This window comes from Cupriavidus sp. 05N40, from assembly GCF_056397305.1.
Genome location: NZ_JBFTND010000297.1, coordinates 1 through 14,503, shown reverse-complemented (window position 1 = coordinate 14,503; position 14,503 = coordinate 1). Strand labels below are relative to the sequence as shown.

Sequence of the window (14,503 nt, the reverse complement as noted above, 5' to 3'; positions counted from 1 at the left end):
TGGAGATCAGATAGGCGGCGCCTCCGGTCGCCGCCAGATAGACGCAGCCGTTTTTCACGATCGCGCCGATCGCATCCGGTCCGCGCTCGGCCTTGCCGATCATGCCGATCAAGCCGGTGGACGCAAGCATGCGCTCCGCRAACTTGTCCATTCGTGTTGAKGTGGTCGGGCCGCAGGGRCCCACTACCTCATCACGCACAGGATCAACGGGCCCGACGTAATAGATCATGCGATTGCGGAAGTCCACTGGCAGGCGCTCGCCACGCGAGAGCATCYCGTCGATACGCTKGTGTGCGGCATCGCGTCCGGTCAGCATGCGCCCCGACAGGAGCAGGGTCTCGCCGGCTAGCCAGGTGCAGGTTTCCTCCCGGGTCAGGGTGTTCAGATCGACCCGGCGGCTCGCTGTGCCGTCGGGCAAGGGCAGGTCCGGCCAGAGRTCGGGAGACGGTGGAGCCAGCATGACCGGGCCGCTGCCATCGAGTTCGAAGCGGGCATGCCGCGTTGCCGCGCAATTCGGCACGACGGCGACAGGCATGCTCGCCGCATGCGTGGGGTAGGTAGCGATCTTGACATCGAGCACGGTGGTCAATCCGCCRAGGCCCTGTGCCCCGATRCCRAGCGCATTGATGCGGTCATGGATGTCGATGCGTAGCGCTTCCAACGCATTGCGCGGGCCCCGRGCCTTGAGATCGAGCATGTCGAGCGGCGCCGTCAGGCTCTGCTTGGCCAGCAGCATGGCTTTCTCGGCCGTGCCGCCGACGCCGATGCCAAGCATGCCCGGCGGACACCAGCCGGCRCCCATCGACGGCACCATGCTGACGATCCAGTCCGCGACCGAATCGCTAGGCATCAGCACCGCGAACTTGCTCTTGTTCTCGCTGCCGCCGCCCTTGGCCATCACGTCGACCACTACGGTGTTGCCGGGTACGAGTTCGACATGGACGACCGCCGGTGTGTTGTCGCCGGTATTGCGCCGCGCGAACAGCGGATCYTCGACGATGCTGGCACGCAGCGTATTGTCGGGATCGAGGTACGCACGACGCACGCCTGCATTGGCAGCGTCAACKACGCYCGACGGGAATCCGTCGAGCCGGACGTCCATGCCGACGCGTATGAAGATGTTGACGATGCCCGTATCCTGACAGATCGGACGCCTGCCTTCCGCGCACATCCGCGAGTTGATCAGGATCTGGGCAATCGCCTGTTTCGCCGGCTCGCTGGCCTCGCGTTCGTAGGCGGCGGCGAGGTGCCGGATATAGTCGGGAGGATGATGGTGACTGATGAACTGCAGGGCCGCGGCGATGCTGTCGACAAAGTCTCCATACGAAACGACGGTGGTCATGATGCCGGCCACCCCGCTTCAGAAGCGTTGCTCGCGGAACAGGCCGAGCTTCTCCTGCGCGACGCGATCCGAGTACGAGAACAACACAAGGTCCCGACTGGCATGCAGCGTGTAACGGCTCCAGCCCGGCACCACGGCGATATCGTGCGGCGCGAGCTCGAGCCGCTGGTCGCCGATCATCACATGGCCGCTGCCTTCCACGCAGACGAAGACCATGCTGTCGGTCGAGCGGTACGGCAAGGTCGCGAAGCCGGATGGCAGCAGCCGGATCATGGTGGCGATCGTCGGCATGGCCCAGCCGCCGTCCACCGGATTTGTGTAGCGCATGAGATGACCGGTGTGCGGATCGGGCGCGCCGGCGTGTGGCAACGCGAACAGCGCCTCCCGCGTGCGCGCGTAGGGATAGTTGAAGACCGGGGAATTCAACGTGGACGCCTGGTAGCCTACCGGCAACAGACCTGTGCCGTAGCGTGCGAGTGCATCGCCCGCGGGTCGCGTGACCGGTGCTTCGCCCGAATCGAACTCCTCGCGGAAGCCACCGTTGAAGAATGACACGATGGGAATATCGAGGCCATCCAGCCAGACCATGGGCGCGTTGCCCTCGTGGCCATGATGGTGCCATGTCCAGGCCGGCGTGATGACGAAATCGCCGGGTTCCATATAGGTCTTCTCGCCGTCCACGGCAGTGTAGGCGCCCGAGCCTTCGACGATAAAGCGCAATGCCGATTGGGTATGGCGGTGCGCGGGGGCGACCTCACCAGGCAGGAGCAGCTGAAGTCCGGCATACATCGTGCTGGTGATGCGCGAGGAGCCTGGCAGGCCCGGATTCTCCATCAGCAGCACGCGCCGTTCTGCTTCCTCGGCCGAAATCAGCGTCGCCGATTCCATCAGGTAGGGACGGGCCGTGGCGTAGGACCAGCGGTGCGCCACGCCAGCGGGTGTGGGTTCCGAAGGAATCAGCTTGCGCAGCCGCGTCCAGAGGGCACCCATCGCATGCGGTTCCAGTTCGCGGTAGAACGCGTCGCGCCGGGTCAACAGGTCAGGAGTGGGGTTGATTGTCATGATCGGATGTTGCATCGATATCAGTGGGCGACTACGTAATCTGGCTGGGCACTCGGCGCTGCCACACGAAAGGCCTCGTGACGCATGCAGTGCTCGTAGGCACGGCGCACACGGGGGAAAGGGTCGAGGCTGAACGCTGCACGCTGCGCATTGGCGACTTGCGGAACCAGGCAGCAGTCGGCCAGGGTGGGCGCGTCGCCGACGCACCAGCCGCCGTCCGCGGGCAGCCACGGCTCCAACGCGCTGAAGCCGGCCGTGAGCCAGTGTGCGACCCACTCGGCCTTGTCAGCGTCGGCAATACCAAGGCGGGCGCTGAGATACTTCTGCACGCGCATATTGTTCAACGGGTGCAAGTCACAGGCGATGGTCAACGCGAACTCCATTACACGTATGCGAGCCGGACCATCGGCGGGAATCAGCCGCGGCACGGGCCACTTGCGATCGAGATGGTCGATGATCGCCAGTGATTGCGTGATGGTCTGCTCGCCATCGTGCATCGTCGGAACCAGCCGGTTCGGATTGAGCGCCTGATACTCAGGCCGGTTCTGCTCGCCGGCGCGCAGGTTCACGCCGATATGGTTCCAGGGGATGTTCTTCAGCGCCATGGCGATGCGCACCCGATACGCCGCGGAACTGTTGAAGAAGTTGTGCAGATCCATGCTCAGGCCGCCTTCAGGCTACGCGCACTTCAACATCGGTGAGCCCGGCGACGCCGCCGCGCATGACATCGCCGCTGCGCACCGGCCCGACGCCTTCGGGCGTGCCGGTGAAGACGAGGTCGCCAGGCTGCAGTTCAAAGAACGTCGACAGGTTGGCGATGATTTCAGGCACCGACCAGATCAGGTTCTCCAGGTCGCTGCGCTGGCGGTCCTGTCCATCGACCTGCAGCCAGATCTCTCCGGCGGCGGGATGGCCGACCGCGCTGGCGGGATGCAGCAGCGAAACTGGCGCGGACTGATCGAAGCCCTTGCCGAGTTCCCAGGGGCGGCCTCGGTCGCGCGCCGCGATCTGCAGGTCGCGCCGCGTCATGTCGATACCGACCCCATAGCCCCAGATGTGCGCATTGGCATGCTCGACCGGTATGTTCCGGCCCGCGCGGCCGATCGCCACCACGAGTTCAATCTCGAAGTGGAACTGCTCGGTCGCCGGCGGATAGGCGATTTGCGCGCCGGCGCCCACTGGTGCGACCACAATGGCATCGGCAGGCTTGCAGAAGAAGAACGGCGGCTCCCGGCTCGGGTCCATGCCCATCTCGCGCACGTGCGCGGCGTAGTTGCGGCCAACACAGTAGATGCGGCGAACGGGAAACTGGTCGTTGCCGCCAACCACGGGAATCGTAACGGCAGGAATGGGCGGAATTACAAAGGTCATGTGGTACTCCATGAGTGTAGGTCTCGCTGCGCAGATACCGTCTGCGAGACCAGTGGGGCGGACTGGGCCGCATTCAGAAGACGTGCTTGATGCCGACCATCGCCCCCAGCTGCGAGGCACCTGGTCCCGGATTGGCCCCGGCCGATCCGCTGCTGACGGAAAGCGACAACTGGCCGTAGTTGTTGATGTAACCTGCCGTGCCGTAAATCGTTGTGCGCTTGGAGAAGTTGTAGACGCCACGCAGCGCGTACAGTATTGCCCTGTTGCCATTGGACCGATAGCGCAGGTAGTAGACCTGGCCGGCTACGTTGATGGCCGGTGTCAGGTCATGCGACGCGCCGGCATACCAAAGGTCGCTCAACCCCGTGGGAATGCCTTCGTTGTCGCGGCGCAGCCAGCCCGCACCGACCTTCGTTCTGTCCATTAGTGCATACGCACTGAGCGACAAGCGCTCGTCGGATTTCCCACTGGTGTTCAGTCCCGCGAATGCATCGGATCCGCCGCGGATAACATCATAGGCAGCAGCCACGCCGAACTGCCTGGTCTCGTACTGCACCAATGCAGACCACTCGCGGCAGGCAGAATGGTCGGCCGAGTTCTCGCCGGCACAGTTTGTGCCCGCCGGGCTCGGCCCCGCGTTCACTGCGTCGCGGCCAAGGCTGTATGTCGCGCCAACTGTCAGGCCTCCGAACTTGCCCTTGTAGGCAATGGCATTGTCAGCGCGCGCGTTGGGAATGTAGCTATCCAGCGAGCCGGAACCGAATGTATTCGGGCCGAGGATGTCCGGGTCGAGCATCGCCCAAAACAGCATGGTGTACTGACGACCCAGCGATACCTGTCCCCAGCTACCCGACAGGCCGACCCACGCCTGGCGTCCGAACAGGCGCCCTCCCTGGTTGCTGAGTCCCGAGTCGGGCGCGAAGCCAGATTCAAGCACGACGTTTGCCTTCATTCCGCCACCGACATCTTCGCTGCCGCGCAAACCCCAGCGGGATGGCACGGTGCCAGACAGGGAGCTCATGCGGACCACACTGCTATTGGCGGCACCGATGTGATTTACATATTCGACGCCGGAATCGACTACGCCATAAAGCGTGACGGATTGCGCGCAGGCGAGCGCGGGCAAGGCGGCGGCGCATGCTAGCGCCAGCTCATTGAACTTCATAGGTCTCCTCCTCGTGATGTCGTTCTTTTCAGGACACTGTCGAACCGCGTTGGTCACGCGGCGCCGGAAGCCGTACATCCAAAAAGACCACTGCAACTGCGGCACCGGCCATGGGCAGAAGGAAGATGAAGTACAGGCTAGGAACGCTCCACCCGATGTCCAGCAACACCCCAACCACGATTGGCGACATCATTCCGCCAACCCAGAGCGTTAAAGACACGGCATACAGTCCAGCAACGGAGGCCGTAAGGGCGGCACCGAGTAGCACGGCTATCCCCATCCCGATCTTGAGGGACATGATGTTGGCACCGAAGCCGACCATGAGCAGGGCGCCGCCCAACAGCGTCATGGTGAGCAGTTGACGCAGGCCAAGCCGGGCAGCCAGCAGGCCAAACAGCGATGAGCCGACAATGCCTCCAAGATTGAGCAACACCCCTCCGGTAATACCTTGCTCGGCTGACAGGCCCGCCTCCACCAGAAGCTTGGGGGTCCAGCTTGCAACGAAGTAATAGCTGCCAATTACGAAACAGAACGCTGACCAGAGCGCCAGAGTCCGGGCCAGCAATGGCCTCTTGAGCGGTGCGCTCCAGCCCTCCCAGGCATTCGCTGCGTTGGTGTCCGTGGTCGCGGCGGGCAACGCGGCAATTGGAGGATGCTTCATTCTGGCCAGTGTGCGATTGATTCTTACGAGCGCGTCGGCAGGGCGCTTGGCCAGCAGGAGGTCGAGCGACTCAGGCAGCACTGCGAACGCCATGGGAATGGCCAGAATCGTAGCCAGACCCCCGAACGCGAAAACACTTCGCCATCCCCAGACTGACAGCAGGTAACCCGCAATAACCCCACCCACAGCAGCCCCGACGGCATATCCCGTATGCTGCATGACAATGCAGGTACTACGCCATTTGTTCGACGCATACTCGCCGGCGATCACAGTAATGCTCGCAACCATGCCGCCGATACCAAGCCCCGTGTAGAGGCGCACAGCTGCAAGCTGCATGGCGTTTTGGGTGGCGGCGCTCACCAACATGCCGCTGCCTACAATGCAGAGGCAGAGCAGTATGAGCTTGCGACGGCCAAATCGATCACCAAGCGGCGCGATCAAGATTGATCCGGCACCCATGCCAATCAACCCCGCGCTAAGCAGCATGCCGAACTCCTTGCCATTCAGTTGCCAGTCACGCGCTAGGCGTGCCGTTGTGAATGCCATTGCCAATACATCGAACCCATCGAGCATGTTCAGCACGATGCAGACGATCACGGCCATCGTCTGAAGTTCACTCATAGGCGACTCATCTATCGTTCTTCGAATATCTGCGATCACTTAGTCATCCTCCAGAATGCTCAAAAATCGAGTTATAGACCGACGTTCTGTGCACTGTGCTGCGTCGTGGGGTGCACGATCGATGAAGTGCGACCGTGCGGCCTCAACCGAACACGGAGACTCACATGCTCACGCTGTATCACGATTGGCGCTCGTTCTGTTCAATCAAGGTCCGCCTTTGCCTCGCCGAGAAGGGCCTCCCCTGGGAAAGCAACTTCGTCGATCTGATGAAGCTTGAACACACCAGGCCGGAATATCTCGCCCTCAATCCAAACGGCGTTGTGCCCACGCTTGTCCATGATGGCGTTCCCATCCACGAAAGCACGCTCATCAACGAATACCTGGAAGAAGTATTTCCCGAAGTTCGCCTGATGCCAGTTGATCCGGTCGAACGCGCCCGTGCACGCTTTTGGGTGAAGTATGAAGATGATGTGCTCCACCCGGCGATCCGGCCAGCCACGTTCGCGCTGATGATGAGTCCCGACCTGGCGCAGCGCTCGGATGCCGAGCTGGTTGCCATGGTCGACGCGCATCCCAACAAGGCGCGCGCGGAAGAGCTTATTAGCGCAGCACGCGCGCCGATCGACGAAGCTAAGGTCGAAGCCGCACGCCTGAATATGAGTCGTGCTCTGGAACGCATGGAGAGCCGGCTCACGGAGACCCGATGGCTCGGCGGCCGCGAATACTCGTTGGCGGATATTGCGGCGGCTCCGTTCATCGATCGGCTCGAAGAGCTGAACCTGTCGGGGCTCTGGTCCACCAAGCCTGCGTTGATGGACTGGATTGCGCGAACGAAGGAGCGGCCGGCCTACCGCGAGGCCATTCCCGACAACTCCCAGCGGTTCGCGGCTGCCTACCGCCCGCAGGAAGCCTGAGCCAACCGTGCCGCGAGCCGGCTCAGGCAGGCGGCACGAGTGGCGGTCCTTAGTAAGTCGATTGAACTGAGGTGGAGGAAGTCTCAATGACCAAGATGAGCAGGAACGATCTACCGATCATCGTCTCCGGTGGCGGTATTGGCGGCCTCGCATGCGCATTGGCGCTAGCTCAGAAGCGGTTTCGGGTGCTTGTATGCGAACAAGCGCCCCGCTTCGGCCAAGTCGGCGCGGGGCTTCAGGTCGCGCCGAATGCCTTGTCGGTGCTGGATGCGCTTGGCGTCGGCGCCGAGATCAAACGACAGGCGCTGTTGATCGAGCAGATGCTGATGATGGATGGCATCAGCGGCGAGCCTGTAGGTGTTATCCCCTGCGGCAGCGAGTTTCAGCAGCGCTTTTGCAATCCCTATGCTGTAGCACATCGCGCCGATGTGCACAGCGCCTTGCTGGAGGCGTGCGACCAGCATCCCCTCGTCGAACTGAGGACTGATACCAGGATTGTCAGATACGAGCAGTACGGAAATATCGTCACAATCACCACGGATGCTGGTGCAACGCTTCGTGGAGCCGCGCTTATTGGCGCCGACGGCGTCCACTCGAGGATCCGGCAGCAACTGATCGGGGATGGCGACTCAGTGCCAATCGGTGCGGTGATCTACCGCGCCCTGGTGCCCGTATCCCGCATGCCTCCCGAGCTGCAGCATCCCTATCCCACTTTGTGGACCGGACCCGATGCGCATTTGATCTACTACCCGGTACGAGACTGGAGTCAGTTCAATGTCGGCGCGACTGTCAGGACCGACCGCCGGGAAATGCAAGAAGGCGAGGCGTCACCCGAGGAGGCCGCCGCCGCATTCGCGGATTGGGCCCCGGAACCCAGGCGCGTGTTGTCGCTGGCCCCGGTGTTCCAGCGCTACGTGCTCCGTCAACGCGCGCCAGTCGCTAACTGGACCGCCGGCCGTGTGACCCTGCTGGGCGACGCAGCACATCCCATGGTGCAGTACATTGCACAGGGTGCTGCCATGGCGCTCGAAGATGCGATCTCGCTCGCCACAGAGCTGGACGCCGCAGATGGCGCCTGCGAACAGGCGTTTCAGAGGTATCAGGATGTGCGGATCGTGCGGTCGGCGCGCGTTCAGATTTCATCGCTGATGCTGGACCGGATCTACCATGCTGGCGGTGTCGAGCGTCTAGTACGCAATTCGGTCTTTGAGGGTCGAACGCCATCCGAATACTACGACCGGCTGGCATGGCTGTTCACCGCGCCGGCATATGTGCGGCAATGGCGCGCGTCGCCCGATTGCGTCGCTGCCGAAGATGGTATGCACGTCGCTACTGACTCCGAGAAAAGGGATGACACTACTCAGCCACAGCGGGTATGTTAAGCTTCGCACGGCTCCCGATGGCGTCGCTACCATGAGGCATTCACGGTAGCGAGCCTGGCGGACGCTCCCGTTCCGCGCGCACCGGCGCGCATCGACTCAGCAACGGATCGCTTCATTCTGCGCATGGATCAGTTCGACCTTAATCTGATGCGTATCTTCGACGCCTTATGGCGTCACCGCCATCTGGGAAGGGCTGCGGAAGAGCTCGGGCTTAGCCAGCCCGCGTTGTCGCATGCGCTGAAGCGCTTGCGCGAGCAGGTGGGAGACGTGCTTTTCGTCAAGGCCCACGCTGGCATGCAGCCATCAGCCCGGGCGGTCGACATCGCGCCGGTCATACAGGACATGCTCGCCGGGGTACGGGAGCGTATCCTTGTCACACCGCAGTTCGAGCCGTCATCGAGCAAACGGACCTTCACTATCGCGATGTCGGATATTGGTGAGCTGACGTTCCTACCGCGGCTGCTACGGCATTTGGCTAGCGTGGCGCCCCATGTGAGCGTCAAGACCGTATCATTGAGCCCGCGCGAACTCGGCGAGGGGCTGCAGCGCGGCGAAGTAGACCTCGCAATGGGGCACTTGCCAGACCTTTCCGGCACGGACATGTACCAGCAGCGGCTGTTCACTCACGGCTTCGTCTGCCTTGCTGGAAGGAACAACCCACTCGCTGTCAGAACCCTAACTCGGGAACGATACTGCCGAGCCTCCCACGCGGTGGTGCAATCCGAGAGCCGCACTCATGATCTCGTAGAGCGATATCTGCGGGAGAACGGCATCCAAAGAAATGCGCAGCTATGCTGTCCGCACTTCCTCAGCATTCCGCACGTGATCGCCACAACGCACCTGATTGCCACCGTAAGCCAATCGATCGGCGAGGTCTACGCTGATCACGCCGAGTTGCGTCTGCTTGCCCCTCCCTTCGACTTCCCTCACTACGACGTGAAACAGCACTGGCACCGTAGCCAACATGGTGACCCCGGTAACCGCTGGTTGCGCGGGGTCAACACGGCATTGTTCTGCAAGTAGCCACTGCGCGGCGGCTGTCATTCAAAACGCTAATCAGCGTCTTTACCCCCACGGCATTGCCTGATGCGTCTGCTTTCGACGATAGTCAGCCCGGTATTCCGCGTACTCATTCGCTGGGACTTGCYGGTTTGACCGGCTCACGGAGCTTCCTATGCAGAACCAAATCAAGAAGAACATGCAGGCCTTCGACGTCGACATCCTGGTGATTGGCGGTGGCAGCGGAGGTGTGCGCGCTGCTCGCCTGGCAGCTGGGCACGGCGCACGCGTCGCCCTGGTGGAGCAAGGTGCCATGGGCGGCACGTGCGTCAATGCCGGTTGCATTCCCAAGAAGCTTTACAGCTACGCGGCGAGCTACGCGCACGCTTTCGAGGAGGCAACCGGCTTTGGCTGGGCGTTGCCAACCGGCCAGCGACTCGATTGGCCCACACTCAAGCATCGACGTGCGGCAGAGATCGCTCGCCTCAATGAGATCTACGAGCATATGCTTGCGACCGGTGGCGTCGAGGTTCTTCACGGCCGTGCTCGGCTGGCCGATGCGCACACGGTCGTAATCGGAAATCAACGGATAACGGCAGAGCATGTGCTAGTCGCCACCGGCGCGTGTGCGAGCCTTCCTGACATCCCCGGCCGGGAACTGGTGATGACATCGGACGCGATGTTCGATCTTCCGCAAGTGCCCCGACGATTGCTGGTGGTCGGCGGTGGCTATATCGCTTGCGAATTCGCTTCAATCTACCGTGCGCTTGGCGCCGAGGTAATACTGGTACACCGTGGCGCGGGACTGCTCAGCGGCTTCGACGACGACGTCCGGGAGTTCCTGCAAGGAGAGATGGCAAAAGATGGTATCGAGTTTCGGTTCAACTCTACCGTACGAGAGGTACAGACTGAGGCCGGGCATCGCATCGTCACGCTGAGTGACGGCGAGCGGATTGTGGCAGACGCCGTTCTCTGCGCGACCGGCCGAAAGCCGAACACGAGTGGACTTGGACTAGAAGAGATCGGCGTCGCCCTAACACCCGACGGCGCCATTGCGGTCGACACCTGGTTTCAGACGAGCGTGCCGTCGGTCTATGCCGTGGGCGACGTGATCGACCGCGTACAACTCACACCTGTCGCGCTGCGGGAAGCGACCGTGCTCATAGACAGGTTGTTCGGTAGCGGCACACTTCACATGGACTACGCCACCATTCCGACGGCGGTGTTCACCCATCCGAACATCGCGACCGCAGGCCTGAGCGAGACACAAGCACGCGCACGCTTCAACCGGGTAGCAATCTACCGCAGTACCTTTCGCCCGTTAAAGCATACATTGAGTGGCAGGGTGACGCGTACGCTGATGAAGCTTGTGGTCGACTCCGACACCGACCGCGTGGTCGGGGTACACATGGTCGGTGAAGAAGCGGGTGAAGTGGTACAGGGCTTTGCCGTGGCAATGCGCGCGGGCGCCTCGAAGGCTCAGTTCGACAACACTGTCGGCATCCACCCCACGGCAGCCGAAGAGTTCGTCACAATGAGAACGGCCGTTACCGAGCCCCATTACGAAGTTCCCGTCGGATCTGAGTACTAGTGTTTGACCCTGCCATTGGGTGGCGGCACAGGAAAAACAGCTTATCGCCAACCTGCGGGGAGAACGAAGGTCGCAGATCGCAACTATGCGCCGATTGCATGCGGGCACTTGGTTGATTCAGCGGCGACGCAGCTTCTGACCAGTTCTACGCCTGCTGCTCGCCGGCCGAAGTCTGCCAGGCGAAAACCAACAGAGCAACACCGGAGTCTTTGCTATCACGCGACACGCTGGGCCGCCCATCGGCGAGCGGGACGCCGAGCGTCAGCCCCACGCGGCCACGCAGGCGCGCAAGGAAAAGGCAAGCGTCGGATCGATGTACTCGCGCGGCAGTTGCCGACCTTGCGTTCTTGACGGGGTTGGAGCAYACGGGCGCGAGACGGGCCAGCGCMACCGCGCGCCKTGCACTGCGCGCGCATACGCAGTYTGCCTCGYCGCWTCCAACGWMTGCSTGATGCKGGGTTTTAGTGCTTGTCGCTCTCCGGATACCAGTAGATGCGCTTGCGCTTGCCCACGCCCGCGATACTGATCTTGGCCTGCGACCAAGATACGCCCAATCCACTATCATAATCCTCCCAGTTATGATGAATCCGTCTAACTGCACATCTTCGATATAAGGCGAGCGCTCGAAGCGTATCAAGGGCTTGTCTGGTGTTCAGCCGGAAGAATGGCTCGAAGGCAGTCCAAGATGGACGGTCGACTATTGAAGGGCGGTGCACCTATCGATGCAGCAAGCCTGTCACGCGTCGCCGGAAGGTCGGAGAAGTTCTAGTGGGCGCAGCGCCTGCACAGCGCGTTGGAGCACCCGAATCAAGTCTTCCAGTTCCTCCACAATGGTCTCGGCCTGCTCGACCAAGGCTGGATCCGTTGCTCCTGAGACGAGACTGGCACCATTGAGAACCGTATGGGCCATGCCATGTAACTGGAGTAAGTCGTCGCGAATTCCTGCCGGCTCGCTGACTCGGGCTCGTATCGTATCGACGAGGTCCACAATGCGCAGGATCTCGCTGGTGTCGAAGCTGTCCTGCAGGCGATGCAAGGCATCGGTGTCAACCGGGCCATAAGGGGTCTGGGTGTTAGGCATGGCGTGGTTTCCAAACGGAGAATGCGGGGGTAGTGAAAAGACTGTCGCGGATCCAAGCCTCCGGAGTCCGCTCAAGGTTTAGCTTGTAGTCGCCAAAGCGCTTGATGTTGCTGGTGAGATATGGGCTAAGGAAGCTGATGTCGTCTACGTCGACCTTGATACCGTCCTTCTCCATGGCACGAAGCGCCTGCATCATGTCGGCGGTGTTCTGAAGGATCACTGCGGAGGCGACCAGATCGTTGTAGCGCAATCGCTTTTGCTGCTCGTCGGGATCGTTCACGGGCAGAACATCGCCGCCGAACGAGAACCACTTGGCAAAGCCATTGTAGGACTCGATCTTGTTGGTCGTCGCAGTGATTTCCTGGCGCAGTTCGCGGCTGCCGATCCACTCCAGCAGAAACACGGTGCGAACAACCTTGCCCAGTTCCTGGGCGGCCAGCAGGAGCCGATTCTTGCGACTATCCGATCCCAAGCGGCGCAGCAGTAGGGGAGAGGATATGGTTCCGGCCTGGATCGACAACGCGACCTGCATCAGATCCTGCCAGTGAAGGGCGATCAGGTCCCAATCCACCGCGCCCGAAAAAAGGCGCTCAATATGACGATACTTGGAGGTGGGATAGGCTCGGTAAAGTTTCAGATCCTGCCAGTTACGAATCCGCGGCATCAGGTTGATGCCAAGCAGGTAGGTAAAGGCAAAAACGGCAGCTGACTGGCCCTGAGTGTCGGCATGCACCGTGTCTGCCTCCACGCTCAAGCCTGCCTTAAGCAAGCCCTCGATGACGTAGACCGCTTCCCACACGCCGGGCGGGATGAAGTGTCGGAATACGGCGATGTAGTTGTCTGCAACATGCCGGTAAGCCACCGCGCCCTTCTTGCGGTAGCGGAAGTGGTAGCCCGTGAGCAGGTTATTGTCGTAGAAGTCGTATTGCGTGCCGTCAGCCGCCACGGTCTTACCGTCCCCCCAATGCTTGGGCAGGTCGAGCTGGAGATACAACTCGATCAGTTCGCGCTGCGCGGTTTCAAGCCGTTCGAGACTCATATGTCGCCGATTGACGAACGACATCATGTGCGGCGTCACCCGTTCGCCCATGTGGCGAGCTGCTTGCGTGGGTCCGAGATTGCAGCCCATCGCGAAGATCGTCAGCAAGTAGCGCTCGGCGGCGTGGCGGATCTTGGGATCGCTGCCTGAAAGCGGGCCGAAGTGGCGCGTGAAGTGGGTCCAATGCTCGATGTTGGCCAGGACGTCCAGCAGGTTGCGGTTCGGCATGTGGCCGATCAGCGTCTGCTGAAGCGCAAGCGCGCTGGCGGGGATTTCCTTGGCGACGGTCCGGCGGAGTACCGGCTCGCCGTTGCGGCCAATGGTGACGTGCTGACGCTTATCCGGAAAACTATCGTCCAGGTTCTGTGCCGTCGCGGCCAACCACTGACGTAGGTGTGCAACGAAATCCTGCGCGTTGGTCGGCATCTCCAGCTTGGCGCAGTAGTCAGGGAGGCGGCGCTCGCATTCACGCCAGGACAACAGATGCAGCCGGTAGTCGGCAAACGCGTCTGAGCCGACGACACAGAGGTCGCCAGAGCGCAGTTCGGCGACCATATGCGAAAGTACGCAGAGCTCCAGATGGCGCCGATTGATGCCGGGCCCCAGATTGTCAGAGCGATATACGAGCTTGCGCCAGCGCTCCGAGGCGAAGCTCAGATCGACGTCGGCGGAAAGCCATTCGCGGTGTAGATCCGCATTCTTCAACACCACTGCCAGTGCGGCCAGTAGGGTGCACGACTGGCTGGTTGACTGCCACTTCAGCACTTCGGCCAGGCGCAACATTACCGAGCGGTGCGGGCGAAAATGCCGCCACAAAAGGGGCAAGTAGTTGTTCCCGCTGAAGGCGCGGACCTCAGCGCAGTTCTCGCGTAGAGGCTCTAAATCGCCTGAGGGGGCAAGAAGGCGCCGTACCTCTACGCCGATCTGAGCAGTCCTCGCCCTCGGCGAAATCGAACGGTTAGCGAGTGGTGCAGTATGCGCCAATGCCCGTGGGTGAGGCTGGGTGCCAGGCGAGGGAAGCCGATGAGACCTTCCAGCCTCTCTATTACGCCGGGCCCGAGGACGTCGAATACGACGAGTCGGCAGAAAGGTCCCGAAGTCGTACTGCGTTGATTGGGCGCGAGAATTCGTAAGGAACCATTGGCACGAGCGCAGCGACGAGTGTGGCCTCGATAAAGTAGCTATCTGCAGTTTCCGCCTGATCGTGCATGGGGGCAGTCATTTCAGAACCATCTTGTCTGGGGTAGCCGCTTCGCCCGGGCCATCCCTTTCCCT

The 14,503-nt window shown here is 61.7% G+C and carries 11 protein-coding genes and 1 pseudogene; 4 read left to right on the top strand and 8 right to left on the bottom strand.

Translation table 11 applies throughout. The features are described 5' to 3' along the window. The 6 genes from AC1DO7_RS38310 to AC1DO7_RS38285 form a co-directional block, all read right to left on the bottom strand. The coding region (locus AC1DO7_RS38310; RefSeq protein ID WP_441624443.1) for a fumarate hydratase at positions 1-1,342 on the bottom strand (1,342 nt) is incomplete at its 3' end. Positions 1,343-1,360: 18 nt separating this feature from the next. After that, on the bottom strand, positions 1,361-2,404 hold the full coding sequence (gtdA, locus tag AC1DO7_RS38305; RefSeq protein WP_441624445.1) for a gentisate 1,2-dioxygenase: 1,044 nt from the start codon (positions 2,402-2,404) through the stop codon (positions 1,361-1,363). A gap of 20 nt (positions 2,405-2,424) precedes the next feature. Beyond that, on the bottom strand, positions 2,425-3,063 hold the full coding sequence (gene maiA, locus AC1DO7_RS38300; protein WP_441624447.1) for a maleylacetoacetate isomerase: 639 nt from the start codon (positions 3,061-3,063) through the stop codon (positions 2,425-2,427). Between the two features lie 13 nt (positions 3,064-3,076). After that, on the bottom strand, positions 3,077-3,775 hold the full coding sequence (locus AC1DO7_RS38295) for a fumarylacetoacetate hydrolase family protein (RefSeq protein WP_441624448.1): 699 nt from the start codon (positions 3,773-3,775) through the stop codon (positions 3,077-3,079). Between the two features lie 73 nt (positions 3,776-3,848). After that, a complete protein-coding gene (locus AC1DO7_RS38290; RefSeq protein WP_441624353.1) occupies positions 3,849-4,940 on the bottom strand; it encodes a porin in 1,092 nt (363 codons plus the stop codon). Between the two features lie 28 nt (positions 4,941-4,968). Then, the gene (locus AC1DO7_RS38285) at positions 4,969-6,261 is read right to left on the bottom strand and encodes an MFS transporter (RefSeq protein WP_441624355.1); all 1,293 of its coding nucleotides are present in this window, start codon (positions 6,259-6,261) and stop codon (positions 4,969-4,971) included. A gap of 125 nt (positions 6,262-6,386) precedes the next feature. Here AC1DO7_RS38285 and AC1DO7_RS38280 point away from each other — a divergent pair, with 125 nt between their 5' ends. From AC1DO7_RS38280 to gorA, 4 genes are all read left to right on the top strand, one after another. After that, the gene (locus AC1DO7_RS38280; protein WP_441624357.1) at positions 6,387-7,136 is read left to right on the top strand and encodes a glutathione S-transferase family protein; all 750 of its coding nucleotides are present in this window, start codon (positions 6,387-6,389) and stop codon (positions 7,134-7,136) included. Between the two features lie 86 nt (positions 7,137-7,222). Next, a complete protein-coding gene (locus AC1DO7_RS38275) occupies positions 7,223-8,518 on the top strand; it encodes a 3-hydroxybenzoate 6-monooxygenase (RefSeq protein WP_441624359.1) in 1,296 nt (431 codons plus the stop codon). Positions 8,519-8,641: 123 nt separating this feature from the next. Beyond that, positions 8,642-9,541: a LysR family transcriptional regulator gene (locus AC1DO7_RS38270; protein ID WP_441624361.1), complete on the top strand. Its 900-nt coding sequence runs from the start codon at positions 8,642-8,644 to the stop codon at positions 9,539-9,541. A gap of 175 nt (positions 9,542-9,716) precedes the next feature. Then, the gene (gene gorA / locus AC1DO7_RS38265) at positions 9,717-11,108 is read left to right on the top strand and encodes a glutathione-disulfide reductase (protein ID WP_441624363.1); all 1,392 of its coding nucleotides are present in this window, start codon (positions 9,717-9,719) and stop codon (positions 11,106-11,108) included. Between the two features lie 736 nt (positions 11,109-11,844). Here gorA and tnpC read toward each other — a convergent pair. Further along, the gene (tnpC, locus tag AC1DO7_RS38260) at positions 11,845-12,189 is read right to left on the bottom strand and encodes a Tn3 family transposase post-transcriptional regulator TnpC (protein WP_441621716.1); all 345 of its coding nucleotides are present in this window, start codon (positions 12,187-12,189) and stop codon (positions 11,845-11,847) included. Beyond that, positions 12,182-14,155, bottom strand: a pseudogene (locus AC1DO7_RS38255) (Tn3 family transposase); the annotation flags it as partial. The gene tnpC and the pseudogene AC1DO7_RS38255, both read right to left, overlap by 8 nt. Positions 14,156-14,503: the final 348 nt, after the last annotated feature.